The organism is Neorhizobium puerariae (assembly GCF_042429745.1).
Taxonomy (GTDB): domain Bacteria; phylum Pseudomonadota; class Alphaproteobacteria; order Rhizobiales; family Rhizobiaceae; genus Neorhizobium; species Neorhizobium puerariae.
In genome coordinates, this window is record NZ_JBHMAA010000015.1 from 250,781 (window position 1) to 265,555 (window position 14,775).

Sequence of the window (14,775 nt, forward strand, 5' to 3'; positions counted from 1 at the left end):
CGCCTTCCCCACCTTCGAAATCAAGCTGGCGCTAATTCTAATTCTCGGAGCAGCTCAATAGCTTTCTCAAGGCGTCCCGCCTCAGTCTTGGGGCCTTTACGGCGTACAATTTCGGCACGCCAATCTTGCACATCTTCTTGGGTCACAAGCCAGTTCGCGGTAGCTGCCAATTCAAGCACCGTAACATTGGTATTGGCAAACTTATGAATAAGTTGACGAGCGCGTTCTGCTTCGATCCGTCCGAATGACGGATCTTCGTCGTGTTTATGCTTTAGCGTAAATACGCTATACCGCGCACCATCTGCCTGCCGCCGTTCATAAGTTTCCTCAATCATGTCGAAAGCTTCAGCATCAAGAACGGCATTATCCAAGTCTTTTGAATAAGGGCCGTAATGATAGTATTGGTAGTCAAATCCGCTATCTAAGCCCATTTGATCAAGCAGGTATGCGATCTTTTGCAAACGAATACGGCTTACAAGTTTTCCTCCAGCCGCGCCTACAATTGCCGCGACATATTCTTCGCGTTCAATCATGGTTTTGCCCTTTCTTTCGTTGCGCCTTCTCGCGATCTTCCTCTTTTTCAAAGTAGAAGCGCGTAAATTGTTCCTTCTTCTCCAGCGCCTTGATGATGTCAGACAGGCGGCTGATTTCGACGGGTTTCCCTCCGTCTAGAATATGGAGCTTTTTGTGCGTGCGGTCATCGTCGCCGCCGATTTCAGAGTAAATGCTGATCGATGCTTTTTCATCGATCATGACTGAACCCGCTTTGATCTCAGCTTCAAAATCGCGGGTAATCGTCCTCTGCCTTTGGCGTTTTTTCCCATCGTCGTGGCCAACGTCTGCAACGTCCAGCGTCTTATATAAACGCCGATTGCAAAGGCGATCTGCAACTTCGGAGATTGTTTTATCGCTTGCAGCGGTCAACGCATTTAGGGAGCCCATTATAACGGTATCGTCTAAAGCAAGGTAATTCTCAACGCATTCACCATTCTTCCCGAAGAAGCGAATAAGAGGGTGCTCCTTCCGCAAGCCGGTCATCTTCTCAACATTCTTGCCGTTATTTGCAACAGTGGAAATGGATCGAAGAAGCTTCCCAATCATGTGCTCTGCACATCTTGTAGCTTTATGAAAATAGACTTGCTGGTGAAGCGTGTACCGGGCCAGCAAAAATTGTTCTGCTGCTGGAAGCGCTTTAGATGCTAGGCAAAATGTCGAAACCTTATTTACGGGTTCGTCATCTTCGGGAGCGCCGATATCAATTTCAGCAACGCGAACGTTATCAATAAGCCAATCGAAATCAATTGCCCCGGCACCAGTGCCGGTCATCAATTTATCCCGGCGTAGATAGTCAAGACGATCGGCGTCAAATGAACTAGACACGACCGCGTGATAAATGTCCTGAGGGTCTTCGGCTTCTAAAAGTTTGGCAACTTCCTCGCAAAACCCTACTCTATACCTTTCGAGAAGGCCTCTTATGGAGCCATTTGGATTGCGTATAATATCCGCTGTCCAAGTCTCGTGGCGTTTCTTTACTCCACGCGATTCCTGAACGCCTTCAAACGTATGGCTGAATGGACCGTGCCCCAAATCATGAAGAAGAGCAGCTATGATCGCAACCTCAGAGCGAGGGGCATCAAATATTTGTTCATTCCGTTTCATTTCTCGGGATATAACCTTGGTCAACGTCCGAGCATTGTCGAAGACACCCACGGAATGGGCGAACCGCGTATGGGTTGCGCCAGGAAATGTAAATTTAGATACGCCCAGTTGCCGAATTCTTCTGAGGCGTTGAAACTCCGGTGTGTCTATCAACTCCCATGCCAATAAATCCAAGGGTTCCGTCTCTGCGAAGACGATAAGCCCATGAACCGGATCGCGCAGCCTTTTACTTTTCGAATCAGACATATCATTACCCTATCACTCCTCAATTTACGGAGCATAGGAAAATATTCCGTTAACCGTGTTGTAAACGAGATTATTAGATGTGCCTTGCACGAAGCGGGCGTTTCAGATCAAAAATTTTCGCCTCTAGTTTTCCCCGCCCCTCCCGCTCATGCCTACAATTGTCCCGCTTCCGTCGCCGGAGTGTTTCGCGAGACGTTCGCGGGCAGGCGGAGGCCGGCGCTTCCATCGGAACCGTAACGTGCGGGGACGGTGGAAGAGGTGAAAGCCATGGGAGCGGAACGGGAAACCGGACTTCTCCCTATCAAGCCTCCCCCTGGCAGCCGGGCCGGGTTCGGTTGAGCCGTCCAAGTGGCAAGGTTTCCCGAAAGGAGACCGCGAACGAAGCCATGCAGCGAGGCGAGATGATCACCTGTAGGGGCCGGAAGCCCCGAGAGAACGCCGAAGGCCACGCGAATGCGGAGCCATTTTATACAAATCAATCGAGGTTCCGCATTCGTGTGGGCTCTCCGATGAAATCAACCGTAACACGGGCCTAAGCCGGCCGCGTGAACGAGGAAGCGTGCCCAAAAAAGGAGGGCGAGCGATGCCGCGAAGCGAAGAGGAGAAACGCCGTCTGATGGAAGAAGAGGACAGGCGACTTTACCTGCCTTGGATGACCTGGGGTGAATTCAGCGCGTTGCCCGAACGTCAGAAATCCCGCGAACTGCAGAAGTTCACCCAAAGGGTCACGACCTATCTCGGCTTCTGGAAGACCTGCGATCTTTCTCCCTGCCGCCGTGCCAAGGCCTGCAAGGGCTTCCTCACGGAAGCCCAACATAGCGGCAATCCGCGCTGGCATGACGCCTTTCCGCCCTGTGTCGGCCCCAATGGAGCGCGCCATGCCGAGGCGCTGGCGGGCATGAGGCGGCTCGCTGGGGTGAAAGAGGACGACGAGCCGAAATACGATGGCAGGCCGCGGACGGAGGGGGAGGAGGGGTGGTAAGCCGGTGGCGGCTTTCCCTTCTCCCCGGCGTCGCTCGTCCTCACGCCTTGTCGAGCGCCATCGTCAGGTCCGCGATCAGGTCGTCCGGGTGCTCGATGCCGATCGACAGCCGGATGGTACTGTCGAGCACGCCGATCCGTTCGCGCACATCCGCCGGCACGCCGGAATGGGTCATGGTCGCCGGGTGGCTGGCGAGCGATTCCGTGCCGCCGAGGCTGACGGCCAGCTTGAGGATCTGCAGCGCGTTGAGGAACCGGAAGGAGGCCGGCTGCCCGCCCCGGATATCGAACGAGAAGGTCGAGCCGCCGCCGGTGCATTGCCGGGCGAAGACCTTTCCGGTCGGCGATTGCGGATCGGCGAACGGCAGGTAATGCAGCTTTTCCACCCGCGGGTGGCCGCGCAGGAATTCCGCGACCGCGAGCGCATTGGCATTCGCCTTTTCCATGCGGATCGACAGCGTCTCGAGCGAGCGGCCGAGCATCCAGCAGGAATGCGGGTCGAGCTGCGTGCCGATCGCCCCGCGCAACGCCTTCACCTGCCGGATCACCGCCTTCGAGCCGAGCGCGGCGCCGGCGATCAGGTCCGAGTGGCCGCCCACATATTTGGTCAGCGAATAGAGCGAGATGTCGGCGCCGTGCTCGATCGGCCGCTGGAAGACCGGCCCGAGCAGGGTATTGTCGCAGGCGATCACCGGCATGTGCCCCTGCCGCCTGCCGATCGCCTCCGCCATGCGCCGCATCAGGGAGATGTCGACAAGGCTATTGGTGGGGTTCGCCGGGGTTTCGATGAGGATCACCGGGACGCGCCCCCTGGCCATCGCCTCCTCCGCCGCGGCCGCCACGGTTTCCTCGTTGACGCCGTCGGCAAAGCCCACCGCCGCGACGCCGAGGTTGAGGAAGGTTTTGGCCAGCAGCGTCTCGGTGCCGCCATAGAGCGGCTGCGAGTGGAGCACGGCGTCGCCCGGCCTGACGAAGGCCATCAGCGTGGTGGCGATCGCCGACATGCCGGAGGAGAAGAGGGCGCAGCTCTCCGTCTGTTCGAAGACGGCCATGCGGTCCTCGACGATCTCGCTGTTCGGGTGGTTGAAGCGGGAATAGACGAGGCCCGCGCCGGTGCCGGGCGGCGGCTCGCGGCGGCCGGAGACGAAGTCGAAGAAATCGCGTCCCTCCTCGGCGGATTTGAAGACGAAGGTGGAGGTGAGGAAGACCGGCGGCTTCACGGCCCCTTCGGAAAGTTCCGGGTCGTAGCCGTAGTTCAGCATCTGCGTTTCGGGGTGGAGCTTGTGGTTGCCGATATGCGTCTTCGAAGGATGCGGCGCCGTCATGGTCGGTCTCCTGCTGGTGGGAAGCTGCACCGAGGGAAGATAAGGCCGCGGCCGGCATTCTCAAGCGCCGCGCAGAGCACGATATCGGGAACGGAATCCATGAAGCCATGCCGTTGACCGCGCCATTGCCGCGGCGCTATCACTCTTCCGTCTTGAAACGGGAGGATGCCTCGCCAAGCGCCGGGCATCGCTGATCGAAATGCCGCGCCTTACCGCATCCACGCCCCTTCCGGCCCGTGTCATGAAACCCGCCTACGACCGCGCTTCGCTGAAGCCCGGCATCGTTCACATAGGGCTCGGCGCGTTCCACAGGGCGCACCAGGCGGTCTATACGGATGCGGCGTTGGCGGAGGAGGCGGGCGGCTGGGGTATCGTCGGCGTCAGCTTGCGCTCCGTCGATATCGTCGACGACCTGAAGGCGCAGGACGGGCTTTATACGGTCGTCGCCCGAAGTGCAGCGGGAGACAGCGCCCGCGTCATCGGCTCGGTGATGAAGGGGCTTTCCGGCGCGGGCGACCGGGAGGAGATCCTGGCGCTGCTGGCCGATCCGGCGATCAGGGTCGTCACCATCACGGTGACGGAAAAGGCCTATGGCTACGATCCGGTCTCGGGCGGTCTCGACCGCAGCCATCCGTCGGTCGCGGTCGACCTTGCCCGGCCGTCGGCGCCCGTCGGTGTCATCGGCTATGTGGTGGAAGGCCTGGCGCGCCGCCATGCCGCCGGCCTGGCGCCGTTCACCGTCCTCTGCTGCGACAACCTGCCGACCAACGGCCGCATCGTCCGGCGGCTGGTGGTCGAGATGGCCGGCGCCCGCGATGCGGCGCTCGCCGGCTGGATCACGGAACAGGGCGCCTTTCCCTGCAGCATGGTCGACCGCATCGTCCCCGCCGCGACCGACGAGACGCGCGCCCGCGCGGAAGCGCTGCTCGGCGCCGAGGACCGGCTGGCGCTCGAGACCGAGCCTTTCATGCAGTGGGTGATCGAGGACCGTTTCGTCTCCGGCCGTCCGAAATGGGAGGCCGGCGGCGCGCTTTTCGTCGGCGACGTCGAACCCTACGAGAAGATGAAGCTCCGCCTGCTGAACGGTTCGCATTCGCTGATGGCCTATCTCGGCCAGCTTCACGGCCTGACCTATATCCGGGATGTCATCGCCGTGCCGGAATACCGGGAGAAGGTCCGCCGGCATATGGCGGCGGTGCTGCCGACGCTGGACCCGGTGCCGGGCATCGACCTGGCCGCCTATCAGGCCGAGCTCGTCGAACGCTTCTCCAATCCGGGCATTGCCCATTTCACCCGCCAGGTCGCGATGGACGGATCGCAGAAGCTTCCGCAGCGGATCATGATCCCGGCCGTGGAGGAGCTTGCAAAGGGCGGGGATGCGTCGGCATTCGCTTACGTCGCTGCGGTCTGGCTGGCCTATCTGGTCAAGGCTGCCGATATCAACGATCCGCGGGCCGCCGAGCTCGGGGCCGCGGCCGCGAGATCGACGCCAGACGATCCGTCGGCGCCGTTCTTCGCCCTTCCCGGCCTGTTTCCGCAGGCCCTGGTCGACAACGGCGCGTGGCGTGCGCTGGTGAACGCGGAGCTTGGAAAACTCTAGCCCCGGAACGTGTATTCGGCGATCGACTGCGGTTTCATCTCGATCGAAAAACCCGGCCGCGACGGTGGCATGTAGGCGGCGTTCCGGATCACGCAGGGGTCGACGAAATGTTCGTGCAGGTGGTCGACATATTCGATCACCCGGCCGTCCTTCGTGCCGGAAACCGCAAGATAGTCGATCATCGACAGGTGCTGCACATATTCGCAAAGCCCGACGCCGCCGGCATGCGGCCAGACGGGCAGGTCGTACTTCGCCGCGACCAGCAGCACCGCGAGAACCTCGTTCAGCCCGCCCATGCGGCAACTGTCGATCTGCACGATATCGATGGCTCCCTCGGCGATGAACTGCTTGAACATGATGCGGTTCTGGCACATCTCGCCGGTCGCGACCTTGACCGGGCGGATGCCGGCGCGGATCTTGCGGTGGCCGGCGATGTCGTCGGGGCTGGTCGGCTCCTCGATGAAGAACGGCCTGGCGAAGGCGAGCTTCCCCACCCAGTCGATCGCCTGATCGACGTCCCAGACCTGGTTGGCGTCGATCATCAGGTAGCGGTCGGGGCCGATCACCTCGCGGGCGATGGCGAGCCGCCGGATGTCGTCTTCGAGATCGCGGCCGACCTTCATCTTGACGTGGTTGAAACCGGCATCGATGGCCTCCTGGCACAGGCGGCGGAGCTTTTCCTCCGGGTAGCCGAGCCATCCTGCCGAGGTCGTATAGCAGGCATAACCTTCGCGTTTCAGCGTCTCGATCCGTTCCGTCCTGCCGGCTTCGGCCTTCTTGAGGATCGCCAGCGCCTCCTCGCGCGTCAGGACGTCCGTCAGGTAGCGGAAATCGATGATATCGGCGATCTTTTCGGCCGGAAGCTCCGAAACGAGCTGCCACACCGGCTTTCCGGCATCCTTGGCGTGGAGATCCCAGAATGCGTTGACGACCGCGCCGGTGGCGAGATGCATGGCGCCCTTGTCCGGGCCGATCCAGCGGAGCTGGCTGTCGCCGGTCAGGTGCCGCCAGAATTTTCCGGGATTCCGGCGGAATGTCTCCAGTTCCTGGCCGACAACCAGATGCCGCATCGCCCGGATCGCCGTGCAGCAGATGTCGTTGCCGCGGCCGATCGTGAAGGTCAGGCCATGGCCGGAAAGCCCGTCGCGATCGGTATCGAGGATGACATAGGCCGCCGAATAGTCCGGATCGGGGTTCATCGCGTCGGAGCCGTCAAGGCTCCGGGAGGTCGGGAAGCGAAGATCGAAGACGCGGAGATCGGTAATGCGGGTCATGATGTCTCTCGGGAATGGTCAGAGGGCCCAGCCGCCGTCGATGGCATAGGCCTGGCCGGTGGTATAGGTCGCGCCGGCGAGATAGATGGCGAGGTCGGCGATCTCTTCCGGCGTGCCGAGCCGCCCCATCGGCTGGCGGGCGATGAAGGTCGCCTTGGCGGTCTCGTAGTCGCCCTGGGCTTTCATGCGGTCCTGCAGGGAAGGGCTTTCGACCGTGCCGGGGCAGATCGCATTGCAGCGGATGCCCTGTGTCACGTAGTCGGCGGCGACGGACTTCGTGAGCCCGATGACCGCCGCCTTGGTAAGGCTGTAGGCGAAACGGTTCGGCACGCCCTTGATGCTGGAGGCGACGGAGGACATGTTGATGATGGCGCCATCTTTCCTGGCCAGCATGCCGGGAAGCACGGCGCGGATGGTGCGCACCATCGATTTGACGTTGAGTTCGAGTGCGAATTCGAGATCGCTGTCCTTCATGTCGAGGATCGAGCCGGCATGCACGAAGCCTGCGCAGTTGAAGAGGATGTCGATCGCGCCGGCCTTCTCGACAAAGGAGCCGATGGCCGCATCGCCCAGCACGTCGAGCCGGGCCGTCGTGAGGTTGCCGATATTGGGCAGCGCCGCGAGCAGGGCCTCGTTGATGTCGGTCGCATGAACCGTGGCCCCGGCTTCTGCGAACGCGAGCGCGGTTGCGCGGCCGATGCCCTGGCCGGCAGCGGTCACGAATACGGTCTTTCCATCCAGTCTGGTCGTCATGTCATGTCCTCGTTGTTTTCAGCGAAGCGGATCGGTCATGATGGAAAACCTCCTCCATCATCGCCCACCACTCGCCTTCCTTGCGGCTTTCGAGCGGTCTCTGGCAAGGGATGGTGAAGGACCACCATTCCTGGTTCTTCGGATCGGCGGCCATTTTCGCCATGTCCGCCTCGAAATTCGTGCCGTGATATTCCCAGGTGCCGAACAGAAGGTTCTCCGGCTCCCGGAGGAAGATCGTGTAGTTCCTGATGTTGCATCGGCCGATGAGGTCGATGATGTCCGGCCAGACCGCGGCGTGCAGGCGCTTGTATTCCGCGATCATCCGTGGTTCGACCCCGATCACCATGCCCATTCGCTTCATGCCCGTCTCCTCAAACCTCGATCAGCGCCTTGACGACACCGGCCGCCGGATCGAGCAGGCCCGCAAAACGTTCCGGCACATCGGCCAACGCCATTCTATGCGTGACCAGCGCCTCGGGGACCTTGCCGGCGTGCATGGCCTGCATGACGCGCTGGAAATCGGCGCGCGTGGCGTTCCGGCTGCCGAGCAGGGAGGTCTCGCGCTTGTGGAATTCCGGATCGGAAAAGGTGATGTCGCTCGATACGATGGAGACGAGCACGTAGGTGCCGCCATGTGCGACGAAGCCGAAACCGCGCTCGATCGCCTTGGGATTGCCGGTCGCATCGAAGACCACGTCGAAGAAATCGCCGTTGGTGATGGCGGAAAGTTGCACATCGTCGTCGGGGCCTGGTTGCACGGTGGACGCAATGCCGAGATGTCGACGCCCGAATTCGAGACGGTCGGTTCGTCCGTCGAGCAGGGTCACGTCGCCGCCGTCGAGCTGTGCGAAGATGGCCACCGCAAGGCCGATCGGTCCGGCGCCGGTGACCAGCACTTTCTGCCCCGGTTCGACGCCGGCCCGGGCCACGGCATGGGCGCCGATCGAGAGAAATTCCATCATCGCCGCCTGGTCGAGCGACAGGCCATCCGCCTTCACCAGAAATTCCTCCGGCAGGCTCAGGTATTCGGCCATGCCGCCATCGCGATGGACGCCGAGCACGCCGAGGTCGCGGCAGCAGTTCGTCCTGCCTTTCAGGCAGGCATCGCATCGACCGCACGAAATATAGGGAATGACGGAAACCGTGTCGCCGGGCGAGAACCGGCTGCCTTCCGGCGCGTCCTCGACGGTTGCCGCGAGTTCGTGGCCCATGACGCGGGGATAGGAAAGATAGGGCTGGTTACCGGTGAAGATATGCAGGTCCGTGCCGCAGACACCGACGCGGCGAAGTTTCAGCAGCACCTCACCGTCGCCCCGGCTGGGTTTCTGCCGGTCGGCGACGTGGAGCCTGCCGGGGGCCTCGCAGATGATCGTGAGCATCGGCTTACGCTCCCAACCGGTAAAAACGCCGGGCATTGCCGCCGAAGACCGCGACATGATGTTCGTTCGGCACCATGTCGAGGCATTGGCCGAGCCAGGCGCGATAGTCGCCCGCGAGCCGGAGAACCGGCCAGTCGCTGCCCCAGATCACTCTTTCCGGCCCGAAGAGGTCGACAATGGTTTCCGCATAAGGGCGAACCGCCTGCGGCTTCTGGTCACCGGCCTCGGTCAGCAGGCCGGAGAGCTTGCAATGGACACGCGGCAGTCCGGCAAGCGTCTTCATCGGGGCATGCCAGCCGATGAAGCGCCCTTCGGCAATCGGCGGTTTCGCGCCATGGTCGATGACGATCGGCAGGCCCGGATGGCGACAGGCGAAGTTGAGCAGCGGCCCCAGATGATGCGGCAGCACGAGCGCATCGAAGACGAGGCCGTGTTCGATCATCGCGGCGACCGCGGCATCCAGCCGGGGATCGTCTATCCAGTAGTCGTCCGCGATGTCCTGCAACATGGGCCGGAAGCCTCTCAGCTTCGGATGCTGCGCCAGGCGGGCGATATTGGCCGGAGCGTCCGCAGCCTTCATGTCCACCCAGCCCACGACGCCGAGGATGAACGGCGTGCGGTCGGCAAGATCAAGCATGAAAGCGGTGTCGGCTTCGTTCTCCATGGTCTGCACCAGGACCGTGCCGTCCACGCTCGCCTGGTCGAGAAGCGGTTTCAGGTCCACCGGCATGAAATCCCGGTGGATGGCGGCAAGCGCGGGCGGCGGCCATTGGCCTGCCCGGTCGGCGATCCGCCAGAAATGCTGGTGCGCGTCGATCCGCATGCATCATGCTCCTTCGCCCAAAATGCCGGAAGGGACCGGGGCGCTTTCGGCGATCAGGCCGCGCTGCCTCAGCCGCGACCAGAACGAGGCCGGAATGCTCTCGGAGAACCAGTCGACATTGGATTTGATCTGCCCGGCGGTGCGGGCGCCAGAGACGACCGTGACGACGGCCGGGTGGGCGAGCGGGAATTGCAGCGCCGCGGCCTGCAGCGAGACGCCTTCTTCCGCGCAGGCGGCATGAAGCACGTCGACGCGGGCGAGGATATCCGCCGGCGCGTCGGTGTAGTTGAACTTCCTGTTGCCGGCCAGCAGGCCGGAATTGAATGGCCCGGCGACCACGATGCCGACGCCGTGCCTGGCGCAATCGTCCATGAAGGCGAGGCTCTTCTGTTCGAGCAGCGTGTAGCGGCCCGCGAGCATGGCGCAGTCGATGTCGAAAACCTTCATCGCGTCGGCGATGACCTCCCATTCGTTGACGCCGAGGCCGATCGCCTTGGTCAACCCCTGCTGACGCAATCCGGCGAGCGCCCGAAAGCCGCCGCCATCGGTCAGTTGCCGCCAATAGTGCCGGTGCCTGCCCCCATGCGCCATGTGGCCGATGTCGTGGATGTAGAGGATATCCGGCTTCAGGATGCCGAGCCGCTGCTGGCTCGCCTCGAAGGAGCGCATGATCCCGTCATGGGAATAGTCGTAGATAGGGCGGAAGGGCAGCGGATCGACATAGCTGTCCTCTTCCGCGCCCACCGTGTCGTCCGGCTTCATGACACGGCCGACCTTGGTGCTCAGCACATAATCCTTGCGCGGCAGATCGGTGAGCATGGTGCCGAGCCGCCGCTCCGAGCGCGTGTAGCCGTAGAACGGCGCCGTGTCGTAGTAGCGGATGCCCGCGTCCCAGGCCGCCTTGAACGCGCCGGCCGACTCCTCATAGGACGTGCGGCGGTAGAGATTGCCCATCTGTGCGCAGCCGAGGCCCACGAGGGTCAGTTCGACATCGGCACGGGGCAGCTTGCGGCGGTCGGCGACGTTCATCGGAAATTTCCCTGATCTTGGCGCCGCGTATCAGGAGCGATGCGCGGCGCCGGAGGATGGTTTCAGTAGAGGACGTTCCTGGCTTCCGGCTTGGCGATATTGTCCTTGGTCACCACCACCACGCCGGTGTCCACGAACTTCTCGACCTTCTCCTTGTTCATGACCTTGAGCACGGTCTGGACGCCGAGTTCGCCCATCTGGAACGAGCCCTGCACGGCGATTGCCGCAAGCGTGCCGTCTTTCACGAATTCCTGGAGGTCCTGGTTTCCGTCAAACCCGATCGCCACCACCTTGCCGGCCTTGCCCGACTGCTTGAGCGCGCGGCCCATGCCGATCGCGGTCGGTTCGTTGGCGCCGAAAATGCCCTTGAGGTCGGAATTGGCGGTCAGCACGTCGGTGGTCTGGTTCAGCGCCGTCGCCATCTGGGATTGCGAGTAGAAGGGGCCGACGATGGTGAGCTTCGAATGCGCCTTGATATAGTCGGTGAAGCCGCCGACACGGCCGATTTCCGAGCCGGCGCCCGCCACGTAGGACATCACGGCGATCTTGCCTTCCGTGCCGACCTTGTCGATCAGCGCCTTGGCGGCAAGTTCGCCGGCCTTCTTGTTGTCGGTCGCGAGGAACGACTGGTAATATTGTTCCGAGCCCTTGGAGAGCATGGAATCGATGATCACGACGGGAATGCGGGCTTCCCAGGCCTTCTTGACGGCCGGGACGAGCGCATCCGGATCGGAAGGTGCCAGCACGATGCCGGAAACCTTGCGGTTGACGGCGTTCTCCACCATGTTGACCTGGTCGGCGATCGCCGATTCCGCGGCTGGTCCCTGGAAGGTCATCGTGTTGCCGCCGCCCCCTGCCTTCATGGCGGCATCGGCGCCCTTCTGGACGTTCTGCCAGAAGGTGGAGTTGACGGTTTTGACGATGACGGCGATTTCCCCGGCCTGGGCCATCGAGGCTGCCGTAAGGGCGATTGCGGATGTCAGCAGCGCGGCTGCAAGCTTCTTCATGTCTTCCTCCTCCTGAATGGCCTGACCGGCCGGTTTTGCAGGACGCTCCTCCGCGCCCCGATGGATGCATGGCGCTCTAACGGCGGTTGCGCAGCTGGTCGATCCAGACGGTGACCAGGATGACGAGGCCGATGATGATCTGTTGCGTGAAGGCGGAGACGCCGTTCATGTTCAATCCGTTGCGCAGGATGCCGATGACGAAGGCGCCGATCGCGGTGCCCGAGATGGTGCCGACGCCACCCATCAGCGACGTGCCGCCGATGACCGCGCTGGCGATCGCGTCGAGCTCGTACATCACGCCCTCGTTCGGCTGCGCGGTGACGAGGCGCGACATCAGCACGCAGCCGGTCAGTCCCGCCAGCGTGCCGGAAAGCACATAGGTGAAGCTGACGATGCGGGTGACGTTGACGCCCGAAAGCCGCGCCGCGTCCGGATTGGAGCCGACCGCGTAGATATGGCGGCCGAGAACCGAACGGTTCAGCATGAACGACACGGCGATCGCGATCGCCACCATCAGGATGACGGGGTAGGGGATGCCCGGGAAAACGATCGTCGGAAAGCCGTCGTCGCCGACGGTGACGATCCTGAGGAATGAGCCGTTGCCGAGTTCGCCGAAGGATTCGCCGAGGCTCGAGACCGCCCGTGCGCCGGTGATCTGCAACGCGACGCCGCGGGCGATCATCATCATGCCGAGCGTGGCGATGAAGGGCGGCAGCCTCATCCTGGTGACGAGCATGCCGTTGATGAAGCCGCAGGCCGTGCCGGTCAGGATGCCGATGATCATGCCGAGCCAGACGGGTGTGCCGAAATCCCGGACCGCAAGGGCCGCGACGACGCCGGCCAGCGCCAGTACCGAACCGACCGAAAGGTCGATGCCGCCCGTGATGATGACGCAGGTGGCGCCGATGCCGAGCAGCGCGATCGAGGTCACCTGCAGCGCGACCGTCATGCCGTTGTCGATGGTGAAGAACGCGCTGCTCGTCACGGAGAAGACGAGGATCAGGGCGAACAGGCTGCCGAGCGCGGCGAACTTCTGGATGATGTCCTTCTGCCGGTCGTTGAGCGAGACGCTCTTCCGCTTCGAAACTTCAGTGATTTCGGCCATGTCTTTCCTCATTCCGCCGGCCGCGCATAACCGGAGGCGTATCGCATGATCTCTTCCTGGCCGGTCTTCCGCGTTTCCAGCACGCCGGTGATGCGGCCCTGGTGGAAGACCGCGACGCGGTCGGTCATTCCGAGGATTTCCGGAAGCTCCGAGCTGATCAGCACCACGCCGACGCCGTTGGCGGCAAGTTCGTCCATGATGCGGTAGATGGCGAGTTTCGCGCCCACGTCGATGCCGCGCGTCGGCTCGTCGAAGAACAGCACCTTCGATTTTCTGAAGAGCCACTTGCCGATGATGATCTTCTGCTGGTTGCCGCCGGAAAGCAGCCTGACCGGCTGCCTGATCGACGGCGTGCGGATGTTGAGAAGATCGACATAGTCCTTGGCCGCCCTGGCATGCCTGGAGAAATCGATCAGCCCGAAGCGGTTCGACACCGCTTCCATGTTGGCGAGCGTCATGTTGGCGTCGACCGGCATCTTGATCGCCAGCCCCTGCGCCTTCCGGTCCTCGGAAAGATAGGCGATGCCGGCGGCGATCGCGTCGCGCGGCGAGGTGATCGACAGGGTTTTTCCGTGCAGCGTGACCACGCCGGCATCGAGCGGCTCGGCGCCGAAGATGGCGCGGGCGACTTCCGTCCGCCCGGCGCCCATCAGCCCCGCAAAACCCAGGATCTCGCCGCGCCGGAGCGTGAACGAGACGTCGCGGAAGACGCCGGCGCGGGTGAGCCCCTCGGCGCTGAGGATGATCTCGTCGCCGGGAACGGAGGTGCGGTCCGGGAATTTCTCCTCCAGCGACCGCCCGACCATCCGGGAAACGATCGCGTCGATGCTGGTCGCCGGGAAATCGTCGGTGGAAATGTAGCGCCCGTCGCGCAGCACCGTGACGCGGTCGACGATCTCGGCCATCTCGTCCAGCCGGTGCGAGATATACACGATGCCGACGCCCGACGCCTTCAGGTCGCGGATGACCTTGAAGAGCAGCCGCGTTTCCTGCTCGGTGAGCGAGGAGGTCGGCTCGTCCATGATCAGCACCTGCGCATCGAGCGACAGCGCCTTGGCGATTTCCACCATCTGGCATTGGGCGACGGAAAGGCCGCGCACCGGCGCGTCGGGATCGATCTCGACGCCGAGCCGGTCGAGGCAGCGTCTCGCGTCGGCGCGCAGCTTCTTCCGGTCGACCAGGAAGCCGCCCCCGATGAAACCGCGGCGCGGTTCGCGGGCGAGATAGATGTTCTCGGCGACCGAGAGATGCGGCACGAGGTTGAGTTCCTGGTGGATGATCGCGATGCCGGCGGCTTCGGATTCCCGTGTCGAGGCGAACTGCCGCTTTTCACCCTTGTAGAGGATCGTGCCGGCGCTCGGCTGGTAGACGCCGCTGATGATCCTCATCAGTGTCGACTTGCCGGCGCCGTTTTCGCCGCAGACGGCGTGCACTTCGCCGCGGCGGAGATCGAAATGGACGTTGGAAAGCGCCCGGACGCCCGGAAATTCCTTGCTGATGCTGTCGAGGCGGAGAAGCGCTTCGCTTCCGGAAGCCGGCACGGCATGCCCGCCCGCCATCGCGGCGTCATGGGCATTCTGGCTCGGCTCGGCCC

The 14,775-nt window shown here is 62.7% G+C and carries 14 protein-coding genes; 2 read left to right on the forward strand and 12 right to left on the reverse strand.

The window, feature by feature from the left end:
• Positions 1-20: 20 nt before the first annotated feature.
• A complete protein-coding gene (locus ACFFP0_RS14510; RefSeq protein ID WP_377261890.1) occupies positions 21-533 on the reverse strand; it encodes a hypothetical protein in 513 nt (170 codons plus the stop codon).
• Positions 526-1,905: an HD domain-containing protein gene (locus ACFFP0_RS14515; protein ID WP_377261892.1), complete on the reverse strand. Its 1,380-nt coding sequence runs from the start codon at positions 1,903-1,905 to the stop codon at positions 526-528. The genes ACFFP0_RS14510 and ACFFP0_RS14515 overlap by 8 nt, the downstream gene beginning before the upstream one ends.
• A 583-nt stretch (positions 1,906-2,488) precedes the next feature.
• On the opposite strand from ACFFP0_RS14515, the gene ACFFP0_RS14520 reads away from it, so the two are divergent.
• Positions 2,489-2,887 (forward strand): hypothetical protein, encoded by a 399-nt coding sequence (locus ACFFP0_RS14520; RefSeq protein ID WP_377261894.1) that lies wholly within the window; start codon positions 2,489-2,491, stop codon positions 2,885-2,887.
• 40 nt (positions 2,888-2,927) lie between these two features.
• Here ACFFP0_RS14520 and ACFFP0_RS14525 read toward each other — a convergent pair whose 3' ends face one another.
• Complete coding sequence (locus ACFFP0_RS14525; RefSeq protein ID WP_377261896.1) at positions 2,928-4,211, reverse strand: cystathionine gamma-synthase family protein; 1,284 nt, start codon at positions 4,209-4,211, stop codon at positions 2,928-2,930.
• Positions 4,212-4,410: 199 nt separating this feature from the next.
• Between ACFFP0_RS14525 and ACFFP0_RS14530 the strand changes: the two genes are divergently transcribed.
• On the forward strand, positions 4,411-5,811 hold the full coding sequence (locus ACFFP0_RS14530; RefSeq protein ID WP_377261898.1) for a mannitol dehydrogenase family protein: 1,401 nt from the start codon (positions 4,411-4,413) through the stop codon (positions 5,809-5,811).
• Here ACFFP0_RS14530 and ACFFP0_RS14535 read toward each other — a convergent pair.
• The 9 genes from ACFFP0_RS14535 to ACFFP0_RS14575 form a co-directional block, all read right to left on the reverse strand.
• Positions 5,808-7,085, reverse strand: coding sequence for an L-fuconate dehydratase (locus tag ACFFP0_RS14535; protein ID WP_377261900.1), 1,278 nt, complete (start codon positions 7,083-7,085; stop codon positions 5,808-5,810). The genes ACFFP0_RS14530 and ACFFP0_RS14535 overlap by 4 nt on opposite strands.
• A gap of 18 nt (positions 7,086-7,103) precedes the next feature.
• Positions 7,104-7,838, reverse strand: a complete 735-nt coding sequence (locus tag ACFFP0_RS14540) for an SDR family oxidoreductase (RefSeq protein WP_377261902.1) — start codon at positions 7,836-7,838, stop codon at positions 7,104-7,106.
• A gap of 1 nt (position 7,839) precedes the next feature.
• A complete protein-coding gene (locus tag ACFFP0_RS14545) occupies positions 7,840-8,199 on the reverse strand; it encodes an L-rhamnose mutarotase (RefSeq protein WP_377261904.1) in 360 nt (119 codons plus the stop codon).
• A gap of 10 nt (positions 8,200-8,209) precedes the next feature.
• The gene (locus ACFFP0_RS14550; RefSeq protein ID WP_377261906.1) at positions 8,210-9,217 is read right to left on the reverse strand and encodes a zinc-binding alcohol dehydrogenase family protein; all 1,008 of its coding nucleotides are present in this window, start codon (positions 9,215-9,217) and stop codon (positions 8,210-8,212) included.
• A gap of 4 nt (positions 9,218-9,221) precedes the next feature.
• Positions 9,222-10,040, reverse strand: coding sequence for an amidohydrolase family protein (locus tag ACFFP0_RS14555; RefSeq protein ID WP_377261909.1), 819 nt, complete (start codon positions 10,038-10,040; stop codon positions 9,222-9,224).
• A gap of 3 nt (positions 10,041-10,043) precedes the next feature.
• On the reverse strand, positions 10,044-11,069 hold the full coding sequence (locus ACFFP0_RS14560) for an aldo/keto reductase (protein WP_377261911.1): 1,026 nt from the start codon (positions 11,067-11,069) through the stop codon (positions 10,044-10,046).
• A gap of 62 nt (positions 11,070-11,131) precedes the next feature.
• The gene (locus ACFFP0_RS14565) at positions 11,132-12,076 is read right to left on the reverse strand and encodes an ABC transporter substrate-binding protein (RefSeq protein WP_377261913.1); all 945 of its coding nucleotides are present in this window, start codon (positions 12,074-12,076) and stop codon (positions 11,132-11,134) included.
• A gap of 76 nt (positions 12,077-12,152) precedes the next feature.
• Entirely contained in the window at positions 12,153-13,181 is a 1,029-nt protein-coding gene (locus tag ACFFP0_RS14570) for an ABC transporter permease (RefSeq protein ID WP_377261916.1), read from the reverse strand.
• An 8-nt stretch (positions 13,182-13,189) separates the two neighbouring features.
• Positions 13,190-14,740 carry a sugar ABC transporter ATP-binding protein gene (locus tag ACFFP0_RS14575; RefSeq protein ID WP_377262340.1) on the reverse strand — a complete coding sequence of 517 codons (1,551 nt, stop codon included), beginning with the start codon at positions 14,738-14,740 and terminating at the stop codon, positions 13,190-13,192.
• Positions 14,741-14,775: the final 35 nt, after the last annotated feature.

Coding starts and splice junctions, on each gene's coding strand:
- ACFFP0_RS14535 (WP_377261900.1), bottom strand. CDS start 7,085: ATGACCCGCATTACCGATCTCCGCGTCTTCGATCTTCGCTTCCCGACC.
- ACFFP0_RS14530 (WP_377261898.1), top strand. CDS start 4,411: ATGCCGCGCCTTACCGCATCCACGCCCCTTCCGGCCCGTGTCATGAAA.
- ACFFP0_RS14510 (WP_377261890.1), bottom strand. CDS start 533: ATGATTGAACGCGAAGAATATGTCGCGGCAATTGTAGGCGCGGCTGGA.
- ACFFP0_RS14540 (WP_377261902.1), bottom strand. CDS start 7,838: ATGACGACCAGACTGGATGGAAAGACCGTATTCGTGACCGCTGCCGGC.
- ACFFP0_RS14520 (WP_377261894.1), top strand. CDS start 2,489: ATGCCGCGAAGCGAAGAGGAGAAACGCCGTCTGATGGAAGAAGAGGAC.
- ACFFP0_RS14545 (WP_377261904.1), bottom strand. CDS start 8,199: ATGAAGCGAATGGGCATGGTGATCGGGGTCGAACCACGGATGATCGCG.
- ACFFP0_RS14565 (WP_377261913.1), bottom strand. CDS start 12,076: ATGAAGAAGCTTGCAGCCGCGCTGCTGACATCCGCAATCGCCCTTACG.
- ACFFP0_RS14575 (WP_377262340.1), bottom strand. CDS start 14,740: ATGGCGGGCGGGCATGCCGTGCCGGCTTCCGGAAGCGAAGCGCTTCTC.
- ACFFP0_RS14515 (WP_377261892.1), bottom strand. CDS start 1,905: ATGTCTGATTCGAAAAGTAAAAGGCTGCGCGATCCGGTTCATGGGCTT.
- ACFFP0_RS14555 (WP_377261909.1), bottom strand. CDS start 10,040: ATGCGGATCGACGCGCACCAGCATTTCTGGCGGATCGCCGACCGGGCA.
- ACFFP0_RS14550 (WP_377261906.1), bottom strand. CDS start 9,217: ATGCTCACGATCATCTGCGAGGCCCCCGGCAGGCTCCACGTCGCCGAC.
- ACFFP0_RS14570 (WP_377261916.1), bottom strand. CDS start 13,181: ATGGCCGAAATCACTGAAGTTTCGAAGCGGAAGAGCGTCTCGCTCAAC.
- ACFFP0_RS14560 (WP_377261911.1), bottom strand. CDS start 11,069: ATGAACGTCGCCGACCGCCGCAAGCTGCCCCGTGCCGATGTCGAACTG.
- ACFFP0_RS14525 (WP_377261896.1), bottom strand. CDS start 4,211: ATGACGGCGCCGCATCCTTCGAAGACGCATATCGGCAACCACAAGCTC.